Origin of the sequence: Longispora fulva (assembly GCF_015751905.1) — a bacterium.
GTDB classification, from domain to species: Bacteria; Actinomycetota; Actinomycetes; order Mycobacteriales; family Micromonosporaceae; genus Longispora; species Longispora fulva.
Window position 1 is genome coordinate 6,719,352 of record NZ_JADOUF010000001.1, and the last position, 22,442, is coordinate 6,741,793.

Genomic DNA, 22,442 nt, shown 5'->3' on the forward strand with positions numbered 1-22,442 from the left:
GGCACTGCGATGCTAGTCCGTAACGGGGCGAAAGACTTCCTCGCTTCTTACCGAATAGTGACGCCGTCGCCCACAGGGGCAGTCCGGCGGAACAATGAGTGAATGAGAAAGCTGACCCCCGTGCTGACCGGTCTGGTCTCCGCCGCCGGGGCGCTGGCCGTCGCCGAGCTCGTGGCGGCCTGGCTGAACCCGACCTCCTCGCCGGTGTTGGCCGTGGGCGCGGCCATCATCGACGCCACACCGCGGTGGCTGAAAGAGTTCGCGGTCCAGACATTCGGTACGGCGGACAAGGCCGTACTGTTGACTGTCATCTATTTGTCACTAGCGGCGTACGCCGGCGCGCTCGGGGTGCTCGCCGTCCGCAGACCGTCGCTCGGGCTCGTCGGCGTGGCCCTGTTCGGGGTCGTCGGGGTGGCGGCCGTCCTCGGCCGGCCGACCGCCGGACCGGCCGACGTGCTGCCCACGGTGGCCGGCACCCTGGCCGGGATCTGGCTGCTGCTCAGCCTGGCGAAACGGGCCCGGGACCTGGCCGACAGCGACCGGGAGTTCGCGGAATACGCCCGTGAGCAGGGAAAACGCGAGGGTAGGGTGCCTGGGCAGCGCGCCCTCGCCGCCGAGCACCGCCGCTCCTTCCTCCTCCTGGGCGCGGTGGCCGCCGGCGCCCTGGTCGTCGGGGGTGGCGCCCGGCTGTGGGCCGTGGCCCGCTCGGTCGGCACCCGGTCGCGGGAGGCCGTGAGACTTCCCCCGTCGACCCTGCCGGTGCCCGACGGCGTGGACCTCAAGCTGCCGGAGTTGAGCAGCTTCTACACCGACAACCGTGACTTCTACCGGATCGACACCGCTCTGTCGGTGCCGCAGGTCGACGCGGCGACCTGGAAGCTCAAGATCCACGGGATGGTCGACCGGCCCCGGACGGTCACCTTCGACGAGCTGCGGGCCATGCCGGCCATGGAACGCGACATCACCCTGAACTGCGTGTCGAACGAGGTCGGCGGCCCGTATATCGGCACGGCTCGCTGGCTCGGCGTGTCGCTGGGCGCCCTGCTCCGCGAGGTCGGGATCCGGGGCGGCGCCGACCAGGTGGTCAGCCGCTCGACCGACGGCTGGACCTGCGGCACCCCGGTCGCCACCCTGCTCGACGGCCGGGACGCGATGCTGGTGTACGGCATGAACGGCCAGCCGCTGCCCATCGAGCACGGCTTCCCGGTCCGCGTGATCGTCCCCGGCCTCTACGGCTACGTGTCCGCGTGCAAGTGGCTGGCCGAGATGGAGGTGACCACGTTCGCCGAGTTCGACGCGTACTGGGTCCGCCGCGGCTGGTCGGCCCAGGCCCCGGTCAAGACGGCCTCCCGGATCGACACCCCGACCCGGCGGGCGAAGGCAGGGCCGGTCTCCGTCGCAGGGGTCGCCTGGGCCCAGCACCGGGGCATCTCCAAGGTCGAGGTGCAGGTCGACGACGCGCCCTGGCAGGAGGCCCGCCTGGCGGCCGAGCCGAGCGCGGACACCTGGCGGCAGTGGGTGCACGTCTGGGACGCCACCCCCGGCTCGCACCGGCTCCGGGTCCGGGCCACCGACGGCACCGGTGCGACCCAGACCGGCGAGGAGCGCGGGGTGGTGCCCGACGGCGCGACCGGCTGGCACGAGGTGACCGTGTCGGTCGAATGAGAGGGCCTCAGCTGAACCGCTTGCCGTCCCAGGTCAGGGTCTGACTGGCCTTCGACGTGTACAGCGTGAGCTGCGGGTTGCGCAGCTGCCAGGCCTCCAGCGGCGTGGCGGTGGAGCGCGGCCAGGCGTAGGGGGTGGACAGCACGGTGAACGCCGTGCCCACCTCGGTCATCCGGAGCACGAACAGCGCGGTGTCCAGCCCCGCCGGCAGGGCCTTGCCGGTCGGGAAGCAGGTCACGGGGGTGAGCATCTCGCTCACGCCGTCCTTGTCCAGGTCGGCGAACTCGGCGATCCCGAGGTTGCTGCCGATCCGGTACTCCGCGCCCGACGTGCGGGCCACCCCGCCCTCGAAGGTCAGCTTCCCGCCCGGGCACTCCGGACTGCCGCTGTCGGGCAGCGTGAGCGTGGTGTTGTTCGCGTCCACCGTCCCCGTGTACTTCGTGACCTGGCTGAACTGGCCGTCCCGGAACACGTAGGCCCGCTGCTGGGTGGGGGCCAGCGCCGTACTGGCCGGCGGGTTCATCCCGACCGTGACCGTGTCCCCGGTGACCTGCACGGCGTCCACCCGGATCGGGCTGCCCGGGTCGACGACGCCGACGGCGGACAGCGAACCGTCCGGCGAGTTCCGGACGAAGACCAGCGGGGTGGTGTCCGGGCAGGCCACCGGCACGATGGCCACCGGGGCGCCCATGCCGGCCACCTGGCCGTAGCCGACCGGGGACGCGCCGCCGAGCGTGGTGCCGCCGGGGCAGCCGGGCACGGCGGGCACCGGGACCCGCTCGACGGACCAGTTCACCTTGGAGAAGTCGGCGGCCGGCCGGCCGAGGTTCTGCGCCGGGACCTTGTGCTCCGGCCACTGCGTGACGACCAGCCCGCTGGCGACCAGCACGGCGGCCGCCACGCCGGTGACCCGCAGCCGCTGCCGGCGGGTCCGCCGGGCGGCCCGGGCGCGCAGCTGCGCCGAGCCGGGACCGACGACCTCTTCGCGGACCACGGTGCGCAGGCCGGCGAATGCCTTGGCCAGCGGATCGGGCTCGAGCTCCGTCATGGCGCGACCTCTTCTTTGAGCAGGGTGGCCATGGCGTTACGGCCCCGGTGCAGCCAGGACTTGACCGTGCCGGACGGCACCGACAGCTCGCGGGCGATGTCGTCGACCGGCAGGTCCGCGAGATAGTGCAGCACGAGGGCGTTGCGCTGCCCGGACGGCAGGGCGCGCAGGGCCGCGACGAGGGCGACCCGGTCCGGGCTCAGCTCGGGGGTGTTCTCCACCCGGCTGCGCTCCAGGAAGCGGCGGGCCACCCCGCGACGGCGCCAGCGGCTGGTGGCGAGGTTGTACCCGACCCGGCGCAGCCAGGCGACCGGGTCGTCGTAGGTCACGACGGCGGACCAGCGCTGCCAGGCGCGGGCGAACGACTCCTGTGCCATGTCCTGGGCATCGCCCAGGTCGCCGCACAGGGCGTAGAGCATCGCGACGAGTTCGCTGTAGTGCGCCGCGTAGAGCGCGTGGAAGTCGGCGCTGTCAGCGGGGGTGGAGCGAGACATCCGCTCCTCCGTGGGGTGAACTGAAGCGGCAACCGACATCGTAGTCACGCAAGGACAGACGCGCATCCCTGCCTTCTGGTTGCGGGTACGCTGCGCATCGTGGCGGAATATCTGAGCACCTACCGGTTGCTGGGCCTGCTGCTGGTCCTCGCCGGCGGCTTCTTCACGGTCGCGTTCACCGCGAACCGGCTGCTGAGCCGCAGGGTCCCGTCGGCGTCCAAGGGCGCCAGCTACGAGTGCGGCATCGACCCGGTGGGCGGCGACTGGGCCCAGACCCAGGTCCGCTACTACGTGTACGCCTACCTGTACGTCCTCTTCGCCGTCGAGAGCGTGTTCCTTTTTCCGTGGGCCGTGACCTTCGACCTCAAGGGCTTCGGGATGACCACGGTGGTCGAGATGGCCGTGTTCGTGGCGGTCCTGGCCCTCGGTCTGCTGTACGCCTGGCGCAAGCGCGTCCTGCGGTGGACATAGGCTGTCCTCATGGGTGTGGGTGGAGTTCTCGGTGAGCCGATCCGGTTCGTGCTGAACTGGGGCCGGAAGTATTCCCTCTGGGTCTTCAACTTCGGCCTGGCCTGCTGCGCGATCGAGTTCATCGCCGCGTCGATGGGCCGGCACGATTTCATCCGGCTCGGCGTCATCCCGTTCGCGCACGGCCCCCGGCAGGCGGACCTGATGGTCGTGTCCGGCACGGTCACCGACAAGATGGCCCCGGCGATCAAGCGGCTCTACGACCAGATGCCCGAGCCGAAGTACGTGATCTCGTTCGGCGCCTGCTCCAACTCCGGCGGCCCCTACTGGGACTCCTACAGCGTCACCAAGGGCGTCGACCAGCTCATCCCCGTCGACGTCTACGTGCCCGGCTGCCCGCCGCGCCCGGAGGCCCTGCTGCACGGCATCCTGACCCTGCAGGCGCAGATCGCCCGGGAGCGCTCCGGCTTCGGCGGGGTGCAGCGCGACGCCGCCTCGCTGACCGCCCCCATGGTCACCCGCCCGCTCTGAGGGCCGGCGCCCCGGCCGCGCGCACGATCTCGGCGTTTCTCCGACAGCCGGCCGACCGGCGTGTCCAATGAAGTGATGAGCGAATTTCCCGAGACCGTCGAGGAACAACCCCCCAAGAGCAGGAAGGGGTTGTACTGGACGCTCGGGGCCGCCGGTGCCGTCCTCCTCCTCGCCGTGCTGTGCTGCGGGGGCGTGGCCGTGGTCGTCGCGAGGAAGGCGACGGCGAACGACGGCCCGAAAGGGGGGTACGCCCTCAACGCCCCGGCCCGGGACGGGAAGTTCGAGTTCACCGCGAGCCGGGTCGAGTGCGGGGTGCCCCAGATCGGCCAGGACTTCGTGATCCGCAGGGCCCAGGGCCAGTTCTGCATGGTGACGCTGATGGTGAAGAACATCGGGGAGACCCCGCAGACGTTCTCCGTGGTCAACCAGCACGGCTGGGGCCTGAAGGGGGTCTACTACGACACCGACGAGGTGGCCACGGCCTTCGCGAACGTCGAGCAGAGCCTGTGGATGAGCCGGCTGAACCCCGGCAACGTGATCTTCGGGGTGATCGTGTTCGACATCCCGACCCAGGGGTCGCTGGAGAAGTTGGAACTGCATGACGCGCCGTCGTCCGGTGGGGTGGTCGTGAAGGTGTCCTGACCCGCTGGGCGGGCACGTCTCCGGGCGGTGGGCTCCACCGTAATCATCAAAGGATCTTGATGTTTTGCCCTTTTCTTACCTTCGAATATGCAATATTCCGTAGTTGATCAAGGAATACGGGTGGGGGGCGGGTCCCGCAATCGGGCTTGACCTAGTTCAATGGACCAATGAGCACCCCGGGTGAGCGAACCGAGACGAGGAACTGGCGCTACGTCGTCCTCCTTGGTGGCATCCTCACGGCTTTCGTGGCCTCCGGGCTCGGCATCTGGCTCCTGGGCGACCACGGCGACGGCGACAAGACCCCGATCACCCCGCCGGCCGCCTACGAGACGCTGATTCCGCCCATCGACGTCCCCGGCATGGTCGGAGCGACCCTGTCGCCCCCGGTCCGCGACGGGGCGCTGGAGTTCACGGTCGCCGGCAGCAGGTGCGGCGTGATCCGGCTCGGCGAGCGGGAGGCCAAGGGCGAGTTCTGCACGGTCAGGGTGCTCGTCCACAACATCGGGGACACGGCGCGCCGGCTCCCCGTCGCCGCGCAACACGGCCAGGGCTCGGACAACGTCCGCTACGCGTCCGACCCGGCCCTGATCGACGCCGGAGTCGCAGCGGGCGGCAGGGAGAACCCGTGGCAGGCGGAGATCAGGCCGGGCGAGACCCGGCTCGGGATGCTCATCTTCGAAGTCCCGCGCGGGGTGAAGCTGGTGTCTGTCGAGTTGCACGAATCGCCAACCTCGCCCGGAGCGAAGGTCACCCTCAACTAATCGGCCCCCGACCCCTAGGATCTGGGACATGACAGCCGAGGAGCTCGCACACCGACTCGCCGACCGGGTGGGCGGCGAGGTGGGCGTGAGTTCCGGAGGGGACTGGGCCCGGCAGGTCGTGGACGTCCCGGTCGACGGCTGGGTCCGCACCCTGGAGGCGGCCCGTGGCGCGGGGCTGACCTTCTTCGACTGGCTCAGCGCCGTGGACGAGCTCGACGAGGGCTTCCGGATCGTCGCCCACCTGTGGTCGGTCCCGGACAGGTTCGGTCTGCTGATCAGGACCCTGACCCCGCGCGAGTCCCCGTCGGTGCCCACCGCGACCGGGGTGTTCCCGGGCGCGGCCTGGCACGAGCGGGAGACCCACGAGATGTTCGGCGTGGACTTCCCCGGCAACGACAACCTGGGGCCGCTGCTCCTGCCGCCGGAGTTCGAGGGCCAGCCGCTGCGCAAGGAGTTCGTGCTGGCCAGCCGGGTCGCGAAACCGTGGCCGGGGGCCAAGGAGCCCGGCGAGGGCGCCGAGGGGTCCTCGAAGCGCGCGCCCATGCGTCCGCCCGGCGTCCCGACGGCCGAGGAATGGGGTCCCCGCCGGTGATTCTCGACATCGCGATCAGGCTCGCCGCCGTGCTGGTGGCCTTCCTGACCCTGCCGCTGATCGTGGGCCAGATGGAACACAAGGTCATGGCGCACATGCAGGGCCGGCTCGGCCCGATGTACGCGGGCGCCTTCCACGGCTGGGCCCAGCTTATCGCCGACGGCATCAAGTTCGTGCAGAAGGAGGAGATCGTCCCCGACGCGGCGGACAAGCGGATATTCCGTCTCGCGCCGGTGATGGCCCTGCTGCCGTACCTGCTGATCCTGCTCGTCATCCCGCTCGGCCCCGACGGCCTGGTCGCCCAGGGCCTGGACATCGGGCTGTTCTTCGTGCTGGCCGTGATGGGGCTGGGCGTCGTCGCGGTCCTGATGGCCGCGTGGTCGAGCGGCTCGAAGTACTCCCTGCTCGGCGGCCTGCGGGCCGCGGCCCAGCTCCTCGGCTACGAGCTGCCCCTGGTGTTGTCCGCCGCCAGTGTCGCGATGGCCGCCGGCACCCTGTCGCTGAACGGCATCGTGGTCGCCTGGCGTCCCTGGTGGATCGTCTGGCAGCTCCCGGCCCTGTTCGTGTTCTTCGTCGCCGGGCTGGCGGAGCTGCGCCGGCCCCCGTTCGATGCGCCGATCGCCGACTCGGAGCTGGTGTTCGGCTACATGACGGAGTACACCGGACTGCGGTTCGCGTTCTTCCTGCTCGCCGAGTACGTCGGCATCGTCGTCATCTCCGCCCTGACGGCCGTGCTGTTCCTCGGCGGGTGGAAGGGACCGTTCGACGACACCCATCTCGGCTGGGCCTGGATGCTGGTCAAGACGATGGCGGTCGCGTTCGTGATCATCTGGCTGCGGGTGGCCTATCCCAGGCTGCGCGAGGACCAGATCCAGAAGCTGTGCTGGCTGGGGCTCGTGCCCCTGGCGCTGGCCCAGCTCGTACTGACGGCGGTGGTGAAGGTTGTCTGAGATCCCCGGCAAGGGCCTGATTCAGGGGCTCGCCGTCACGATGAAAACGATGCTCAAGCCGGCGCACACCCACCAGTACCCGGACACCCAGCCGGAGCTGCCGCCGCGCACCAGGGGCGTGATCGCCCTCGCCGAGGAGAACTGCACCTCCTGCATGCTCTGCGCGCGGGAGTGCCCCGACTGGTGCATCTACATCGACTCGCACAAGGAGACCGTGGAGGTCCCTGGCGGGCGGCCCCGGCAGAAGAACATGCTGGACCGGTTCGCGATCGACTTCTCGCTGTGCATGTACTGCGGGATCTGCATCGAGGTGTGCCCCTTCGACGCGCTGTTCTGGTCGCCGGAGTTCGAGTACGCCGAGGGCGACATCCGTAACCTGCTGCACGAGAAGGACCACCTCGGCCAGTGGATGGCCACGGTGCCGGCCCCGACGGCGCACGACCCCAACGGCGAGCCCGCCAAGGAACAGGTCGCGGCGGAGAAGAAGAAGTGACCGTCACCGACATCCTGCTGTGCGCCCTGGGCGCAGTGGCCATCGGCGCCGCGCTGCGCGTGGTCACCACCAGGCACCTCGTCCGGGCCGGGTTGTGGCTGGTCGTGGCCCTGGCAGCGATCGCCGGCTGCTACCTGGTGCTCACCGCCGAACTGGTCGCCTGGGTCCAGGTGCTGATCTACGTCGGGGCCGTCGTCGTGCTGCTGCTGTTCGCCACGATGCTGACCCGCGCGCCGATCGGCCCCAGCGACGAGCTGGACCGGGCCCGGATTCCGGCGGCCCTGATCGGCCTCGGTTCCGGCGGTGGCCTGGCCGCGATCCTATTCATCGGGTACCGGTGGACCAGGGTCGAACTCTCCGCCCCCGGCACGGCGGCGAAACTCGGCGCGGAGATCTTCTCCGGCTGGGTGCTGCCGTTCGAGGTGCTCTCCGTGCTGCTGCTCGCCGCGCTGGTCGGCGCGATCGTGGTCTCGCGCAAGGGGGCTGAGCGCTGATGCATCCCGTCATCCCCTACGTGATCGCCGCGCTGCTGTTCGGCGTCGGCGTCTACGGCGTGCTCGTCCGGCGCAACGCCGTCCTCGTGCTGATGGCCGTGGAGCTGATGCTCAACGCGGTCAACCTGGTGCTCGTGACGGCGGACGCGACGGTGCGGGCGTACACCGGGCAGACGTTCGCGCTGTTCGTGATCGTGCTGGCCGCCGCGGAGATCGGGGTCGGGCTGGCGCTGGTGCTGCAGCTCTTCCGGCTGCGGGGGGCGATCGTGCTGGACGACGTGGCCGTGGATTCCGTGCCGGCCGGCGCTCCTGTGGACAACTCTGTGGATAACCCTGTGGACAAGCCTGTGGACAACTCATGACGGGCCTCGCCTGGCTGCTCCCGGGGGCCCCGCTGCTGGCCGCCCTGATCGGCTTCTTCCTCCCGCCGGCCGCCCGCCGGCCCGCCGCCCTCGTCGGCTCGCTCGGTGCCCTGATCGCCCTGGGCTGCGCCGTCGCGCTCCTGCTCCGCGACCCCGTGGCCGCGCACGTCAAGCTCGCCTCCTTCGGCGCGCTCGACGTCACCCTCGGGGTCAGCGTCACCGCGATCGCCGCCGTGGTCGCCGTCGCCGTCGGGGTGGTCGCGCTGGCCGTGCAGGTCTACTCGGCGGCGTACCTGCACGACGACACCAACTACGCGCCGTACGCCGCGCAGATCAGCCTGTTCACCGCAGCCATGCTCACCGTCGTCGTCGCCGACGACCTGCTGGTCCTGCTCGTCGGCTGGGAGGTGATGGGCGCGTGCTCGTACCTGCTCATCGCCCACGACCGGTCCCTGCCGGAGGCCCCCGCCGCCGCCGTGAAGGCCTTCCTGGTCACCCGGGTCGGCGACGTCGGCTTCCTGCTCGGCATCGCCGTGCTCGCCGTCAACGCGAAGACGCTGGACATCGGCAAGGTGCTCGCGCACCACTACAGCCCCGGGGTACTGACGGCGGCGACGCTGCTGCTGCTCGCCGGGGTGTTCGGCAAGAGCGCGCAGTTCCCGTTCCACTCCTGGCTGCCCGACGCCATGGCCGGCCCGACCCCGATCAGCGCCCTGATCCACGCGGCCACCATGGTCGCAGCCGGCGTGTACGTCGTCGCCCGGCTCTACCCGCTGTTCGGCGCGTCGCACACCGCGATGGCCGTCCTCGCCGTCGCCGCCGCGATCACGATGCTGTGGGGCGCGTGCTGCGCGATGGCCGCCACCGACATCAAAAAGGTGCTCGCCTGGTCGACGGTCAGCCAGCTCGGCTACATGACCGGAGCGCTCGCCGCGGGCTCCCCGCCGGCCGCGCTGTTCCACCTGCTCAGCCATGCCGGGTTCAAGGCGCTGCTGTTCCTGTGCGCCGGGGCCGTGATCCACGCGACCGGCTCCAACCGGATCGACGACGCCGGCGGGCTGCGGACCCGGATGCCGGTCACCTTCTGGACCATGACGATCGGGCTCGCCGCGCTGGTCGGGCTGCCCCCGGTCAGCGGGTTCTGGAGCAAGGAGAACGTGCTGGTCCAGGCCGAGCACGCCGAGGGCTGGCAGGGGCGCCTGATCTTCATCGCCGGCATGGTCACCGTGGCCCTGACCGCGTGGTATTCGACCCGGCTCTGGCTGCGCACCTTCTTCGGCCACTACCGGGGCGAGGCGGCCAAGCCGCACGACCCGCCGGCCCTGATGCGGGGGCCGCTCCTGGTGCTGGCGGTCCCGGCGGCCCTGTTCGGTCTGCTGGCTCTCGGCAACTGGCTCGGGCACCGGCTCGGCGGCGACCTGCTCGACCTGAACAAGATGACCCTGGTCGCCCTGTTCCTCACCGGGATCGGGGCCGTGGCCGCCTCGGCGGGTGCCTCGCACAGCGACCCTGCCCGGTTCCTCGGCCCGCTGCGCCCCCTGTTCGCCAACGCCTTCTACTTCGACACCGTCCAGGACTACGTGGTCGTCAAGCCGGTCAGGGCGCTGGCCCGCGCGATCGGCTTCCTCGACGCCCGGGTCGTCGACGGCGCTGTCGAGGGCACCGGCACCGGCTCCAACCGGATCGGCGCCCTGGTCAACCGGCTGAACGCCCCGGGCCTGCCCCGGTACGCGACGGCCGCCCTGGCCGGCGTCCTCTTGATCGCCGTCGCGGCGTTGGCCACGGAGGTGCTCCGATGATCCTGATCGCGCTGCTGGCTTTGCCGGCCCTGGGCGCGCTGCTGGCCTTCCTGCCGGGGCGCACCGGCCGGCTGGCCGCCACCTGTGTGGCCGCGCTGACCTTCGGCCTGAGCCTGCGTCTGTACTCGACCGGCCCCGGCTTCTGGTACGAGTTCGACCGGGCCTGGGTCCCGGCCCTCAAACTGCGCTTCCACCTCGGCGTCGACGGCATCTCGTGGCCCCTGATCGTGCTGACCACGCTGCTCACCCTGCTGTGCTGCCTCTACTCGCTGTGGAAGACCCCGGACAACCGCCTGATCGGGCTGCTCCTGGCGTTGCAGGTCGGCCTGCTCGGCGTGTTCGTGGCCCTGGACCTGGTGCTGTTCTTCGTGGCCTTCGAGGTCGTCCTCCTGCCGATGTACGCGATCATCGCCGGCTGGGGCGGCCCGAAGCGCCGGCACGCTGCCCGCAAGTTCGTGCTGTACACCCTGTTCGGCTCGATGCTGCTCCTGATCGGCGTGGTGCTCGTCGTCAACCAGACCGGCACGGCCGACCTGGCCAAGCCGGCCGGCACCGCGACCCTGGCCGCGTTCGTGTTCCTCGCGCTCGGCTTCGCGGTGAAGGCCCCGCTGTGGCCGCTGCACTCCTGGTTGCCCGACGCGCACAGCGAGGCCCCGACCGTGGGCTCGGTGCTGCTGGCCGGGGTGCTGCTGAAGCTCGGCACGTACGGCCTGATCCGGGTCGCGATCCCGGTCGCCCCGACCGGCGCGCACAAGGCAGCGCCGGTCCTCGCCGGGCTGGCGGTCGGGGCGATCCTGATCGGTGGCCTGATCTGCCTGGCGCAGACGGAGCTGAAGCGGCTGATCGCGTACTCGTCGGTCGGGCACATGGGTTTCGTCCTGCTCGGCATCGCGACCATGACCGCCACCGGTCTGCAGGCCGCGCTGATCGGCAACCTGGCGCACGGCCTGATCACGGGCCTGCTGTTCTTCCTGGTCGGCGCGCTCAAGGACCGCACCCACACCGGTGAGCTGGCTGAGCTCGGCGGCCTGCGGGAGAGTTCCCCGCAGCTCGCCGGCCTGCTCGGCTTCGCGGCCCTGGCGTCGCTCGGCCTGCCCGGGCTCGCCGGGTTCTGGGGCGAGGCGTTCGCCGTGATCGCCGCCGCCCAGCGCGGCTGGTGGGTCGCGGCGGCCCTCGCGGCGGTCGGTGGCGCGATCGCCGCCGCCTACCTGCTCAGACTGCTCCGCAAGGTCACCCACGGCCCCTCGACCCTGAAACTGACCGGCCCCGCCGGGTACGAGCTGGCCGCCTGGGCCCCGCTCGTCGTCGGGACCGTCGCGGTCGGGCTCGCCCCCCTGCTGGTGACCGGTGTGACCGGCCCCGCTGTCGACGCGCTGGTGGAGGCGTTCACCAAATGATCCAGTCGATCGATCACGCGATCCTGCTGCCGGCGTACCTGGCGGCCGGCACGGCGGTGCTGGTGTTCGTCGCGGACCTGGTCGTGCCCCGCCGCGCGGTGTCGCTCGGGCTCGGCGTGCTGGGCTCGCTCGCGGTCCTCGTCTCGGCGGTGCGGGCTCCGCAGGGCCGGCGCACGTTCTGCCTGCCGGAGGGCTGCTCGTACGTCTACGACAAGCAGGCCATGGTCGTCGCGGTGCTGTTCGCGGCACTCACGGCCGCCGTGCTGCTCCTGTCGGCCACGACGAAGGCCGAACCGGGGGAGTACGCCTTCCTGCTCGCCTGCTCGATGACCGGCGGCGTGGTCCTGGGCGCGGCCGGGGACCTGATCACCCTGATCGTCGCCCTGGAGACCCTGACCCTGCCGTTGTACGCCCTCGTCGCGCTCCGCAGGGGCCTGAGGAGCGCCGAGGGCGCGCTGTCCCTGTTCGTGGTCTCCGTGATCTCCACGGCGGTGGCCCTGTTCGGCGCGGCACTCGTCTACGCCACCTTCGCCACCGTGCACCTCGGCAAGCTCGCCACCGCGACCCCGACGAAGCAGCTCGCCCCGGTCGCCACCCTCGGCGCGGTCCTCCTCGTCGCCGGGCTCTCCTTCAAGGTGGCGGCCGTACCGCTGCACGGCTGGGCCCCGGCCACCTACGACGGCGCCCCGCTGCCCGTCACCGCCTACCTGTCCACGGCGTCCAAGCTGGGCGGCGTGGTGGCGCTGCTGTTGGTGTCCGGGGCGCTGCTCGAGGTGCGGCCGACCACCCGGGTCGTCCTCGCCGCGCTGGCGATCGCGACCATGACCGTGGGCAACCTCGGCGCGCTCCGCCAGACCCGGATGGTCCGGCTGCTCGCCTGGTCCTCGATCGCTCAGGCCGGCTACGTGCTGGCCGCGCTGGTGGTGTCGGGGCCGGCCGCGGTGGCGTACACCGTCTTCTTCGTGATCATGGAGATCGTGGCCTTCGGCGTGGTCATCGCCGCCCGCGACGACGGCGACGGCGGAGCGGTCGACGACTACCGGGGCCTCGCCCGCCGCTCGCCGTGGCTCGCCGGGGCCCTCGTGGTCGCGCTGGCCGGCCTCGCGGGCCTGCCGCCGGGGTTCGCCGGCCTGTTCGCGAAGGTCACGGTCGTCAAGGCTCTCGTGGACGGGCACTGGACCTGGCTTGCCGTGATCGTGGTCCTCAACGCCGTCCTCGCCCTCGCCTACTACGCGCGGGTCGGCGCGGCCCTGTTCGCCCCGGGCGACGCCCCGGCCCCGAAGACCAGGTGGCCGATCACCGCGGCCCTCGCTGTCGCTGCCGCCGTCGCCCTCGTCGTCGGCTTCCTCCCGCAATGGGTACTCTCCGCAGCCAGCTACTAACTCAAAGGAAGCACCACGGGGTGTCCGCTGTTGCACCCGATATGCGGAACGGCCTCAAGACAGCGGTACTCCTCGGACTCCTCACCGGCATGATCCTGCTCGTCGGAGCATGGTTCGGCGGCAGCACCGGCCTGTTCATCGCCGTAGCCCTGTCCCTGGTGCTCAACGGCGTGACCTACTTCTACTCCGACAAACTCGCCCTGCGCGCGATGGGCGCCGTCCCGGTGGCCCCGGAACAGGTCCCCGAGCTGTACGCGACCGTCCGCGAACTCGCCGACCGCGCCGGCCAGCCCATGCCCCGGCTCTACGTCAGCCCCACCATGCAGCCCAACGCCTTCGCCACGGGCCGCAACCCCACCCACGCGGCCGTCGCCGTCACGGAGGGCATCCTGCGCGTCCTGGACCGCCGCGAGATGCGCGCCGTCATCGGCCACGAACTCTCGCACGTCTACAACCGCGACATCCTGATCTCCAGCGTCGCCGCCGGGCTCGCCGGCATCATCACGATGCTCGCGAACCTCGCCTGGTTCATCCCGTTTGGCCGGTCCGAGGACGACGACGGGCCGGGCATCCTGGGCGTGCTGGCGCTGATGATCCTGGGACCGGTGGCCGCCGGACTGGTGCAGCTGGCGATCAGCCGGAGCCGGGAGTACCAGGCCGACGCGTCCGGGGCGACCCTGACCAACGACCCGCTCGGGCTGGCCAGCGCGCTGCGGAAGATCGACGCCGGGACCCGGGCGATCCCGCTGACCGAGGACCCGCAGTTCGCCAGCACCGCGCACCTGATGATCGCGAACCCGTTCTCCGGCGGCGGACTGACCCGGCTGTTCGCGACGCACCCGCCGATGGCGGACCGGATCGCCCGGCTCGAGGCGATGGCGTCCGGAACGACCTACCGGCTGTAGCGCGGACCCGGCCTCGCCAAGGACGGACCCGGCCGCCGAGGGAGGCGCAGGTGCCGGCCGCGTGGGCAACCGGGGGTGGTCATGAGCCACGGCCTGGCGGGGCAGCCAACGGCATCAGCATGGTGACGCTGCGCGCGATGGTCGGGGCGGTGAAAGCCTCCGCTGCCGGTCGGGCCGGCTGGTCGCCGGTACCCGTCAGATCGGGGAGGGCGCCGACATCCGGGCCGGGACGGCGGCACTCTCCCCGAAGTCATCGCCTAGCTCTGCTGACCGCCCTCGGAGTCCGGCTGGTCGCCCGGACCCGTCCAGGTGTCGGGCTTGTCGTTCGGCCCGTTCCATCCATCAGCCTTCTCGCCCGGTCCGGTCCATCCTTCAGCTTTCTCTCCCGGTCCGGTCCACCCGTCGGGACCGGCGTCCCGGCCGTCAGCGCCCACGCTCGGGCCGTCCCAGCCCTCAGGCTGCGCTGTGGGGCCGGTCCAGCCAGCCGTCCCGTGGGTGGTCTCCGTCGGTTCCTGCTCAGCACTCATCGCGTCTCCCCGTGGCGGGCGCCGGTCGGCACCCTCGCCTCCATTGGGAACCCCGGAGCGCCGGCCCGCTGACGGCCAGCCGTCACCGATGCTGCCGAACACCCGACACGCGACGGGGGAACGCGTCAGCGCGCCCCCGTCGCGCCCAGCTCAGCGGTAGTTCGTGAACTGCAGCGCCACGTCGAAGTCCTGCCCCTTGAGCAGCGCGATCGTCGCCTGCAGGTCGTCGATCTTCTTGCACGTGACCCGGATCTGGTCGCCCTGGATCTGGGCCTGGACGCCCTTGGGGCCTTCGTCCCGGATCACCTTGGTGATCTTCTTGGCCTTCTCCTGGTCGATCCCCTGCACGATCTTGCAGTCGATCTTGTAGATCTTGCCGGACGAGCGCGCCTCGCCGGCGTCGAGAGCCTTCAGCGAGATGTTCCGCTTGATCAGCTTCTCCTTGAGGACCTCCAGCGCGGCGAGCACCCGGTCCTCGGTCTCGGCCTGCAGCGCGATCGCGTCCTCACCCGACTTGGTGATCTCCGCGCCCGTACCCCGGAAGTCGAAACGCTGCGACAGCTCCTTGGCCGTCTGGTTGACCGCGTTATCGACCTCCTGCTGGTCGGTCTTGCTGACAATGTCGAAGGAGGGATTAGCCAACGTTGCTCCCAAAATCTGCGTGTACCCGACCGAACGTGGAACCCAATGACGGTACCCGGTTGCGAACCCCCCGGGTCTTATAGCTATCCTTGCTTCCGCTGCCACTGATGTTGGCCGCAACACCCCGGCGGGTTGCCCGAGCGGCCAATGGGAGCGGACTGTAAATCCGTCGCGAAAGCTACAGAGGTTCGAATCCTCTACCCGCCACGCGGTGTAAAGAAAGGCCCCTGACCTGGGGAAACTCAGGTCAGGGGCCTTTCTCGTCCTCCACAGCCGACTCCGCCGCCGCGCAACACCCCGTGTCGACCCCGGGGCGAAGCCGATCCACCTCGTCCCGAATGGACGTGAACTGGATCACACCACGGCTTGCCGACACGCCCGGAGCCCCACCCTGCACCTTCACAAATGCTGACAACACGGGCATATATTGACCGTGAGTGTCCGCCACCGGCGAAGGAGCCCCGTGAACGCCCTGATCACCCGCTGTTGCGTCCTACTCGCCACCACATCGGCCCTCCTCGCCCCAACGATCGAGGCACACGCCGCCCAGGCACCCACGGCCTCCACCGTCCCGGCGGCCCTCATCCTCACCATCACCCCGCAGTCCGGCCCCGAGTCCGAGGTCACCCTGACCTGCGGCCCGGCCGGCGGCACCCACCCCAGCCCCGAGGACGCCTGCGCGAAACTGGCGGCGGCCGGCGGCGACCTCCTCCGCCTCACCCCGACGGACGAGCCCTGCACCCTGGAGTACGCCCCGGTCCGGGTCCACGTCGCCGGCGCCTGGCACGGCGGCCTGATGGACTACGTGGCGACCTTCCCGAACAGGTGCGCCGCGGCCACCCGGTCCGACCACGTCCTCGACTTCTGAGCGGGCTGCGGCGCCGAAACGCACCGGCTGCCAGGCGGAAACGCCGAGCCGCGCCGCTGCGCGTCGTAGCGTGGAGGCATGACTGACGCCCGCTTCGCCGCCCTGGACGAGTTGACCACCGAGGAGCTCCGGCACCGGGCCTTCGACCTGGCCCGGGACCGCAGGGACCTGGCCTTCCTGGTGGACGTGCTGCAGCATTCCCCGGACGCGTACGCCTACGAGCAGGTCGACGGCTCCCTCGGCTCCGTGGTGACGTCCGTGGACGAGGCGATCGGCATGTGGTCGGAGTTCTCCGGCGAGGGCCGCGGCTACGGCGAGGCGGAACCCCTCCTCCGAGCGGCCTTCATCGACTACCTGCTGCGCCACGGCAAGCCCTGACCTCCACTAATCTCGAGATCATGGAGTTCCGGGTCCTCGGCGACGTTGCCATTGTCGTCGATGACATCCCCTGTGACCTGGGACTACGCCGGAGGGACAGGTGTCTTCTCGGCGTCCTGCTCGTCCACATCGGCACCGACGTCCCCGTGGACCGTTTGGTCGACCTGCTGTGGGGCGCGTGCCCGCCGGAGCGTCCCCGCCAGTCGATTCAGGTTTCGGTCTCCCGCCTCCGCAGGGTGCTGACGGAGGTCGGGGCCGCACGGCTCGGTTTCGAACTCGTCAACCGTGGTGCCGGGTACGTGCTGGAGGGCGACCCCGCATTGGTCGACCTCCATCGGTCCAGGAAGCTGTGCGACCAGGCCCGGGCGACCGCCGACCCGAAGACCCGCTCGGAGCTGCTCCGCGCGGCGATCGCACTGCACCGGGGTCCGCTCCTCGGCCGTGAGGCCACCGACCAGGTCCGGGGACTGCTGGGCCGGTCGTGCGAGGAGACGCTTCTCGCGGCGACCGAACTGCGACTCGTGGCAGACCTCGAGCGAGGACTTCACGGGGAACTCGTCGAGGAACTCGGAGCCCTGACCAGGGATCACCCTCTCCGAGAGAGCCTGGTCGAACTTCGGATGCTTGCGTTGTACCGCGCTGGCCGCCGCCAGGAGGCACTCGACGTCTACGATGACGCGCGGCAGGTGCTGGTGGACCAGATCGGCCTCGATCCCCGTCCTGAGCTGTCCGAGCTGTACCTTCGGATCCAGCGGTCCGACCCGGTCCTCGCATCAAGGAGCCGGCACGCTCCCGCCCCGGCCCAACTGCCGCCCGACGTTTCCAACTTCACCGGTCGTGAGCATCAACTCCTCGAACTCGACAGCCATCTGCCGACGGTCGGGCCCGCCTCGGGCGCGGTTCTGATCACGGCCATCGCCGGCGCGGGCGGGGTGGGCAAGACGGCGCTCGCGTTGCACTGGGCACACCGGGTACAGGACCGATTCCGGGACGGGCAGCTCTACGTCAACCTGCACGGCTCCTCCTCGACCTCAGCGGTCCGCCCGATAGAGGCGCTCGCCCGCTTCCTGCGGGCCCTGGGTGTCGCCCCTGAGCGGGTACCCATCGATGTGGACGAGGCGGCGGCCCTGTACCGGTCGCTGTTGGCCGACAAACAGGTGCTCGTGGTGCTGGACAACGCCAACACCCCCGAGCAGCTCCGTCCGCTCCTTCCCGGCACGTCCGGCTCGCTGGCCCTGGTCACCAGCCGGAGCCGGCTGGCCGGCCTGGTGGTGCGTGACGGGGCCCGCAGGGTCAACCTCGACGTGCTCCTGCCGTCCGAGGCGGTCGCGCTCCTGACCCGAGTCGTCGGCCGTGAACGGATCGAAGCCGAACCAGCGGCGACGGTGGACCTGGCCGCGTTGTGCGGTCATCTGCCGCTGGCGCTGCGGATCGCCGGCGCGGCACTGGCCGACAACGAACTGCTGACGATCGACGGGTTCTGCGACCGGTTGCGGGGCGGCGACCGACTGGGTTCGCTGGAGGTCGAGGGAGACGAACTGTCCTCAGTCCGTGCCACGATCGGCTTGTCCTACGCCGCCCTCAGTCCGGAGACGGCTCGACTGTTCTGCCTTCTGGGCCTGGTGCCTGGCCTGAGCTTCACCGCGCCCGCCGCAGCCTGTCTCGCGGACGTCGAGCCCCCGCAGGCCGTCCAACTGCTCGACCGCCTGGCCGCAGCACACCTGATCGAGTCCCAGGGCGACGACCGCTACGGCTTGCATGACCTGGTCCGCGACTTCGCCCGTGAGCACGTACAACCGGATGGTCTGGCGGCATTGGACCGCCTGTACCACTGGTATCTACGCACCGCCCACGCCGCAGCCGCGCTGATCCATCCTCAGATGCTCAGGCTCGCCCTACCGGGGGAGAAGCCAGGGGCGGACTTCGCGACGCACGCGGAGGCGATCACCTGGTTCGACGCGGAGCGGGCCAACCTCGTCGCCGCAGTGCTGGACCTGCCGCCTGGGCTCGACCCGGCATGGACCTGGCGGATCGGGGACGGCATGCGGGGCTACCTGTGGCTGCGGAAGCTGATCCTGGAGTGGTTCGACATCGCGCGGGCAGGGCTGACCGCCGCCGAGTCCAGGGGCGACCCGGAGGCGCAGGTCTCCGCGCACCGCAGTCTCTGCATGGCGTATGCCAGCATCTGCGACTACGTCCCGGCCGCTGACCATGCGCGACGAGGGCTGCAGATCAGCGGCGACCACGGCCTCGTCCTCAACGAGCCGGCGCAGCTCGCAAACCTGGGGAACATCCTGGTGCTGAGCGGTGATCCGGCGGCTGCCGTCGATGCGTTCCACACTGCCCTGGACCGTGACCAGGGTGCGGCGAACCGGATGGCGGCGCTGGTCAGCCTGAGCGAGGGGCTGATCGAGCTGGGCCGCCTGGGGGAGGCGGTTGACCGGATCCAGGCCGGTCTCGGTCTGCTGAGTGCCGTCGGTGAGCATCCCAATCTTTTCGCCTCCCTGCTCTCTGGCCTGGGGGACGCCTTTCACGCCCTCGGTTCAGCCGGGCCCGCCCTGGCCGTCCTCGCGGATGCTGCGACGGTCGCCAGCGACATTGGCAGTGTCGAGACGGTCGCTGTCGCCCATGACCGGATGGCCAGGGTGCGTAACCTGCTCGGCCACCACGTCGAGGCGCTCGAGGACGCCCACACCGCCCTCGCCCTGGTCTCCGAGCACCGCATAGCCCGTCTGGACGCGAAGACGCTATGCACGGTGGCGGAAACCCTGGGCCTGTTGGGGCGCTGGGAGGAGGCTCTCAGCAGGCATGCCGAGAGCGTTCGGCTCGCCACCGAACGCAACAACGCCTTCGTTCGGGTCGAGTGTCTCGTGGAGCGGGCGGCGACCCTGCTCAGGGCCCGACGTGGCGCGGAGGCCCACGTCGATCTCGACAAAGCGGCCGGGGAAGCCCGCCGCCATGGGTACGCGCTGCTCGAAGCCCAGGCCCTGGATCTCCTCGCCCAGGTGAATGTGGCGGGTGGACGGGTGGATCGGGCGCTGGACCTGAGCCAGCGTGCCCTGGACGGCCATCGGCGTACCGGTCACCGTCCTGGCGAAGCGACCAGCCTCATCGTTCTCGGCCACGTCACCGGCGACCCGGATCTCTGGGCTGCCGCGCGGCGGGTCCTTGACGAGACAGGTGGAACGGCGCACGCCCTCGTCGCGGAGCCGCTCACGCGGGCAGCCTTCGCCACTTTCCTCGCGAACAACGACGCCTGACCGCCGCGTCCCGCATCCCGCGCCCGCCTCCGACAGTTGAGGGAGCAGCACCTATGTGACCTACGATACAGAACGGTTCCGTATCGTAAAGCCAAGGGCTTAGGGTTACGGAACAGTCTCGTATCTAAACTTGGAGTGCACGTGGACGCACCCACAACCGGCCACCCGCAGCGCTGGAAGATCCTCGGCGTACTCGTCGTCAGCCTGCTCGTCGTCGTTCTCGACAACACCATCCTCAACGTCGCGATGAAGACCATCGCCGACCCGAAGGCCGGCCTGGGCGCGAGCCAGAGCCAGCTGGAGTGGGCGATCAACTCCTACACCCTGGTGTTCGCCGGCCTCCTCTTCACCTTCGGCGTCCTCGGTGACCGGATCGGCCGGAAGCGGATGCTCGTCACGGGCCTGGTCGTGTTCGGCATCGCCTCGCTGGCCTCGGCCTACGCGCAGGATCCCGGTCAGCTGATCGCGGCCCGGGCGCTGATGGGCTTCGGCGGCGCGGCTATCATGCCGGCCACCCTCTCGATCATCTCCAACGTGTTCGACCCCCGTGAGCGGGCGAAGGCGATCGGCGTCTGGGCTGGTTCCGTCGGCCTGGCCGTGGCGATCGGCCCGGTCGTCGGCGGCGCGCTGCTCGAGCACTTCTGGTGGGGCTCTGTCTTCCTGATCAACGTGCCGATCATCGTGGTGGGCGTCATCGCCGTGCTGCTCCTGGTTCCGGAGTCCAAAGACCCGAAACCCGGAAAGATCGACGTCTTCGGGGTACTTCTCTCCATCGCCGGCCTGACCCTCTTCGTCTACGGCATCATCACCGGTGGCGACTCGGGCGACTGGGCGCAGCTCGAGGTGTGGGGAACGATCGCCGCCGGGGTGCTGATCCTGGCCGGCTTCGTCCTCTACGAGCGGCGGATCGACCACCCGGCCCTCGACGTCAAGCTGTTCCGCGACCCGCGGTTCTCCGCGGCCGTCGCGGCGGTGGGCCTGGCGTTCTTCGCCGCGATGGGCGTCATGTTCTTCGGGGCGTTCTACCTGCAGATGGTGCGCGGCTACAGCCCGCTGGAGACCGGCCTGCTGTTCCTGCCGTTCGCCGGCGCGCAGCTGATCTTCGCGCCGCAGAGTGCGGGGCTGGTGAAGAAGTTCGGGGCCAAGGCCGTGTGCGCGGTGGGCATGGCGTTGGTGGCCGTCGCCCTGAGCGCGTTCGTCTTCATCATCGACGAGAACACCCCCATTTGGGTACTGTGCACCGTCTTCTTCATCCAGGGCGCCGGCATGGCCAACGTCATCCCGCCGACCACGGAGGCCGTGATGGCTTCCCTGCCCCGGGAGAAGGCCGGCGTCGGCTCCGCGGTGAACAACACGATCCGTCAGGTCGGCGGCGCCCTGGGCGTCGCGGTCCTCGGCTCGCTGCTCTCCCAGGTGTACCGGGACCAGATGGCGAGCCACCTCGTCGCCTTTCCGGAGAACGTCCGCCACGTGGCATCGGAATCGATCGCGGCGACCTACGCGGTCGCGGCCAAGATCGGGCCGGCCGGCAACGCGCTGATCCCGGCCGGCAACGAGTCGTTCGTGCACGCGATGCACTGGGTCGCGGCGGGCGCGGCGAGTGTGGCCCTGCTCGGCGCGCTGGCCGTCCTGCGCTGGCTTCCGGGCCGCCCGGTCACACCGGTCCAGGTGGCAGAGCCAGAGCTCGTCGATGTCAGCTAATCTGACGCACGATGTCTGACACGACTACGCAGAGCACTCCGCGGCCGCCCGGGCGGCCGCGGAGTGCCCGCGCGGACGAATCGATCATCGACGCGGTGCTGGACTTCCTCGCGGAGGGCACCACGGTCGAGGCGCTGTCCATGGAGGCGGTCGCCTCGAGGGCCGGGGTCGGCAAGGCGACGGTGTACCGGCGCTGGCCCCACAAGGAGGCCCTGCTCCTCGACGCCCTGTCCACGCTGAAGCAGCCACTGCAGGTGCCGCCGGGGCTCAGCGTGCGCTCGGACCTCGTGATCCTGATGGAGCAGTCCTGGGACGCGCGGGACAGCCGCGCCGGCCGGATCATGCCGTGCCTGATCCCGGAGTTGCAGCGCAACGGCCCGCTGAGGACCCAGTTCATCGCGTTGATCGACGCGCGCCGGGACGTGGTCCGCGACGTGCTTCGCCGGGGGATAGTCACGGGCGAATTACGTTCTGATATCGATGTCGAGCTCGCGCTCATACTGCTGTCAGGGCCCATGTTCTTGACTTTGATTGGCAATGCCCCAAATGTGGAGCCGGACGGCTTGGCGGAACGCGTGGTTGACGCCGTTCTGCGGGGCATCGCAACCTAGTTTTTCTGGATAAAACGGGCAATGATCTCCCGCAACTGCGCAGAGTGGCGTAGCCTGATCGCTACTTACTTGCCCCTGACCGTTCGGCTGTGTGATCACGCCGTTTCGTACTTCCGTGTCCGCTCGCGGGTATGGCAGGATGGAGCGCAACTACCTGTCCATAAGCCGGTCTCGAGGTGCTAGTGATGAACACTTTCAAGGTCCGGCGGAGACTCGCCGCGATCCTGCTCGGCGCGGTCTGCGCCGGCATCGCAATCCTGGGTGTCGCTGTCTTGAGCGCCGCTCACCAGTCTTCTCACGTCACGACGGTCGCTGGTGCGTCCACGGACGCCGACATCATATGGAGCTAGGCGCAGCGTGGGTGCGTCCGGCCCGGCGTCCCTAGCGGACGGCTAAGGGAGTGCCTGCTGTGGAAGGCCAGTCGCGGAGCAACAGGCAGGGTCGCGCATGGCCTACCACTGCTTTCATCGTG

At 70.2% G+C, this 22,442-nt stretch carries 23 protein-coding genes, 1 tRNA gene and 1 pseudogene; 21 read left to right on the forward strand and 4 right to left on the reverse strand.

All coding sequences use genetic code 11. From position 1 onward, the window contains the following. Positions 1-102 precede the first annotated feature (102 nt). Positions 103-1,665, forward strand: a complete 1,563-nt coding sequence (locus IW245_RS30740; RefSeq protein ID WP_197006616.1) for a molybdopterin-dependent oxidoreductase — start codon at positions 103-105, stop codon at positions 1,663-1,665. A 7-nt stretch (positions 1,666-1,672) separates the two neighbouring features. Here the strand turns inward: IW245_RS30740 and IW245_RS30745 are convergent, their stop codons facing one another. Both IW245_RS30745 and IW245_RS30750 read right to left on the reverse strand, forming a co-directional pair. Beyond that, positions 1,673-2,713 (reverse strand): hypothetical protein, encoded by a 1,041-nt coding sequence (locus tag IW245_RS30745; RefSeq protein ID WP_197006617.1) that lies wholly within the window; start codon positions 2,711-2,713, stop codon positions 1,673-1,675. Next, positions 2,710-3,207 carry a SigE family RNA polymerase sigma factor gene (locus tag IW245_RS30750; protein ID WP_197006618.1) on the reverse strand — a complete coding sequence of 166 codons (498 nt, stop codon included), beginning with the start codon at positions 3,205-3,207 and terminating at the stop codon, positions 2,710-2,712. Before IW245_RS30750 ends, IW245_RS30745 begins: the two co-directional genes overlap by 4 nt. Positions 3,208-3,306: 99 nt before the next feature. On the opposite strand from IW245_RS30750, the gene ndhC reads away from it, so the two are divergent. From ndhC to htpX, 13 genes and pseudogenes are all read left to right on the forward strand, one after another. Continuing rightward, positions 3,307-3,678, forward strand: coding sequence for an NADH-quinone oxidoreductase subunit A (gene ndhC, locus IW245_RS30755; RefSeq protein ID WP_197006619.1), 372 nt, complete (start codon positions 3,307-3,309; stop codon positions 3,676-3,678). Between the two features lie 9 nt (positions 3,679-3,687). Beyond that, entirely contained in the window at positions 3,688-4,206 is a 519-nt protein-coding gene (locus tag IW245_RS30760) for an NADH-quinone oxidoreductase subunit B (protein ID WP_197006620.1), read from the forward strand. 75 nt (positions 4,207-4,281) lie between these two features. Beyond that, on the forward strand, positions 4,282-4,848 hold the full coding sequence (locus IW245_RS30765) for a DUF4352 domain-containing protein (RefSeq protein WP_197006621.1): 567 nt from the start codon (positions 4,282-4,284) through the stop codon (positions 4,846-4,848). Positions 4,849-5,015: 167 nt separating this feature from the next. Further along, positions 5,016-5,609: a DUF4352 domain-containing protein gene (locus IW245_RS30770; RefSeq protein ID WP_197006622.1), complete on the forward strand. Its 594-nt coding sequence runs from the start codon at positions 5,016-5,018 to the stop codon at positions 5,607-5,609. Between the two features lie 28 nt (positions 5,610-5,637). Continuing rightward, positions 5,638-6,201, forward strand: coding sequence for an NADH-quinone oxidoreductase subunit C (locus tag IW245_RS30775; protein ID WP_197006623.1), 564 nt, complete (start codon positions 5,638-5,640; stop codon positions 6,199-6,201). Further along, positions 6,183-7,151: a complex I subunit 1/NuoH family protein gene (locus IW245_RS30780; protein WP_197006624.1), complete on the forward strand. Its 969-nt coding sequence runs from the start codon at positions 6,183-6,185 to the stop codon at positions 7,149-7,151. Before IW245_RS30775 ends, IW245_RS30780 begins: the two co-directional genes overlap by 19 nt. Positions 7,152-7,191: 40 nt before the next feature. Further along, positions 7,192-7,638 (forward strand): annotated as a pseudogene (locus IW245_RS30785) (4Fe-4S binding protein); the annotation flags it as partial. Positions 7,639-7,640: 2 nt separating this feature from the next. Next, positions 7,641-8,138: an NADH-quinone oxidoreductase subunit J family protein gene (locus IW245_RS30790; protein ID WP_197006626.1), complete on the forward strand. Its 498-nt coding sequence runs from the start codon at positions 7,641-7,643 to the stop codon at positions 8,136-8,138. Beyond that, positions 8,138-8,500, forward strand: a complete 363-nt coding sequence (nuoK, locus tag IW245_RS30795) for an NADH-quinone oxidoreductase subunit NuoK (RefSeq protein ID WP_197006627.1) — start codon at positions 8,138-8,140, stop codon at positions 8,498-8,500. Before IW245_RS30790 ends, nuoK begins: the two co-directional genes overlap by 1 nt. After that, positions 8,497-10,299 (forward strand): NADH-quinone oxidoreductase subunit 5 family protein, encoded by a 1,803-nt coding sequence (locus tag IW245_RS30800; RefSeq protein ID WP_197006628.1) that lies wholly within the window; start codon positions 8,497-8,499, stop codon positions 10,297-10,299. The genes nuoK and IW245_RS30800 overlap by 4 nt, the downstream gene beginning before the upstream one ends. Beyond that, a complete protein-coding gene (locus IW245_RS30805; RefSeq protein WP_197006629.1) occupies positions 10,296-11,696 on the forward strand; it encodes a complex I subunit 4 family protein in 1,401 nt (466 codons plus the stop codon). The genes IW245_RS30800 and IW245_RS30805 overlap by 4 nt, the downstream gene beginning before the upstream one ends. After that, complete coding sequence (locus IW245_RS30810) at positions 11,693-13,078, forward strand: NADH-quinone oxidoreductase subunit N (protein ID WP_197006630.1); 1,386 nt, start codon at positions 11,693-11,695, stop codon at positions 13,076-13,078. Before IW245_RS30805 ends, IW245_RS30810 begins: the two co-directional genes overlap by 4 nt. A 41-nt stretch (positions 13,079-13,119) precedes the next feature. Next, positions 13,120-13,983: a zinc metalloprotease HtpX gene (gene htpX, locus IW245_RS30815; protein WP_197006631.1), complete on the forward strand. Its 864-nt coding sequence runs from the start codon at positions 13,120-13,122 to the stop codon at positions 13,981-13,983. Positions 13,984-14,240: 257 nt separating this feature from the next. On the opposite strand, the gene IW245_RS30820 is transcribed toward htpX, so the two are convergent. Further along, on the reverse strand, positions 14,241-14,510 hold the full coding sequence (locus tag IW245_RS30820; RefSeq protein WP_197006632.1) for a hypothetical protein: 270 nt from the start codon (positions 14,508-14,510) through the stop codon (positions 14,241-14,243). A 150-nt stretch (positions 14,511-14,660) separates the two neighbouring features. Further along, positions 14,661-15,152, reverse strand: a complete 492-nt coding sequence (locus IW245_RS30825; RefSeq protein ID WP_197006633.1) for a YajQ family cyclic di-GMP-binding protein — start codon at positions 15,150-15,152, stop codon at positions 14,661-14,663. 126 nt (positions 15,153-15,278) lie between these two features. Between IW245_RS30825 and IW245_RS30830 the strand changes: the two genes are divergently transcribed. The 7 genes from IW245_RS30830 (at position 15,279) to IW245_RS30860 (ending at position 22,320) form a co-directional block, all read left to right on the forward strand. Beyond that, positions 15,279-15,359, forward strand: a tRNA-Tyr gene (locus IW245_RS30830). Positions 15,360-15,615: 256 nt separating this feature from the next. Next, positions 15,616-16,020 (forward strand): SSI family serine proteinase inhibitor, encoded by a 405-nt coding sequence (locus IW245_RS30835; protein WP_197006634.1) that lies wholly within the window; start codon positions 15,616-15,618, stop codon positions 16,018-16,020. Between the two features lie 78 nt (positions 16,021-16,098). Beyond that, a complete protein-coding gene (locus IW245_RS30840) occupies positions 16,099-16,398 on the forward strand; it encodes a hypothetical protein (protein ID WP_197006635.1) in 300 nt (99 codons plus the stop codon). 20 nt (positions 16,399-16,418) lie between these two features. After that, complete coding sequence (locus tag IW245_RS30845; RefSeq protein ID WP_197006636.1) at positions 16,419-19,658, forward strand: AfsR/SARP family transcriptional regulator; 3,240 nt, start codon at positions 16,419-16,421, stop codon at positions 19,656-19,658. 141 nt (positions 19,659-19,799) lie between these two features. Beyond that, positions 19,800-21,359, forward strand: a complete 1,560-nt coding sequence (locus IW245_RS30850; protein ID WP_197006637.1) for an MFS transporter — start codon at positions 19,800-19,802, stop codon at positions 21,357-21,359. 11 nt (positions 21,360-21,370) lie between these two features. Beyond that, the gene (locus IW245_RS30855; protein ID WP_197006638.1) at positions 21,371-21,970 is read left to right on the forward strand and encodes a TetR/AcrR family transcriptional regulator; all 600 of its coding nucleotides are present in this window, start codon (positions 21,371-21,373) and stop codon (positions 21,968-21,970) included. Between the two features lie 185 nt (positions 21,971-22,155). Beyond that, a complete protein-coding gene (locus IW245_RS30860) occupies positions 22,156-22,320 on the forward strand; it encodes a hypothetical protein (RefSeq protein WP_197006639.1) in 165 nt (54 codons plus the stop codon). The last annotated feature ends 122 nt before the right edge of the window (positions 22,321-22,442 follow it).

Bases quoted from the DNA above. Each gene is read 5' to 3' on its own strand.
- IW245_RS30745 (WP_197006617.1), bottom strand. From the start codon at position 2,713: ATGACGGAGCTCGAGCCCGATCCGCTGGCCAAGGCATTCGCCGGCCTG.
- IW245_RS30820 (WP_197006632.1), bottom strand. From the start codon at position 14,510: ATGAGTGCTGAGCAGGAACCGACGGAGACCACCCACGGGACGGCTGGC.
- IW245_RS30855 (WP_197006638.1), top strand. From the start codon at position 21,371: ATGTCTGACACGACTACGCAGAGCACTCCGCGGCCGCCCGGGCGGCCG.
- IW245_RS30800 (WP_197006628.1), top strand. From the start codon at position 8,497: ATGACGGGCCTCGCCTGGCTGCTCCCGGGGGCCCCGCTGCTGGCCGCC.
- IW245_RS30775 (WP_197006623.1), top strand. From the start codon at position 5,638: ATGACAGCCGAGGAGCTCGCACACCGACTCGCCGACCGGGTGGGCGGC.
- IW245_RS30860 (WP_197006639.1), top strand. From the start codon at position 22,156: ATGAACACTTTCAAGGTCCGGCGGAGACTCGCCGCGATCCTGCTCGGC.
- htpX (WP_197006631.1), top strand. From the start codon at position 13,120: ATGCGGAACGGCCTCAAGACAGCGGTACTCCTCGGACTCCTCACCGGC.
- IW245_RS30765 (WP_197006621.1), top strand. From the start codon at position 4,282: ATGAGCGAATTTCCCGAGACCGTCGAGGAACAACCCCCCAAGAGCAGG.
- IW245_RS30740 (WP_197006616.1), top strand. From the start codon at position 103: ATGAGAAAGCTGACCCCCGTGCTGACCGGTCTGGTCTCCGCCGCCGGG.
- IW245_RS30810 (WP_197006630.1), top strand. From the start codon at position 11,693: ATGATCCAGTCGATCGATCACGCGATCCTGCTGCCGGCGTACCTGGCG.
- IW245_RS30805 (WP_197006629.1), top strand. From the start codon at position 10,296: ATGATCCTGATCGCGCTGCTGGCTTTGCCGGCCCTGGGCGCGCTGCTG.
- IW245_RS30780 (WP_197006624.1), top strand. From the start codon at position 6,183: ATGGGGTCCCCGCCGGTGATTCTCGACATCGCGATCAGGCTCGCCGCC.
- IW245_RS30840 (WP_197006635.1), top strand. From the start codon at position 16,099: ATGACTGACGCCCGCTTCGCCGCCCTGGACGAGTTGACCACCGAGGAG.
- IW245_RS30845 (WP_197006636.1), top strand. From the start codon at position 16,419: ATGGAGTTCCGGGTCCTCGGCGACGTTGCCATTGTCGTCGATGACATC.
- IW245_RS30770 (WP_197006622.1), top strand. From the start codon at position 5,016: ATGAGCACCCCGGGTGAGCGAACCGAGACGAGGAACTGGCGCTACGTC.
- nuoK (WP_197006627.1), top strand. From the start codon at position 8,138: ATGCATCCCGTCATCCCCTACGTGATCGCCGCGCTGCTGTTCGGCGTC.
- IW245_RS30750 (WP_197006618.1), bottom strand. From the start codon at position 3,207: ATGTCTCGCTCCACCCCCGCTGACAGCGCCGACTTCCACGCGCTCTAC.
- IW245_RS30760 (WP_197006620.1), top strand. From the start codon at position 3,688: ATGGGTGTGGGTGGAGTTCTCGGTGAGCCGATCCGGTTCGTGCTGAAC.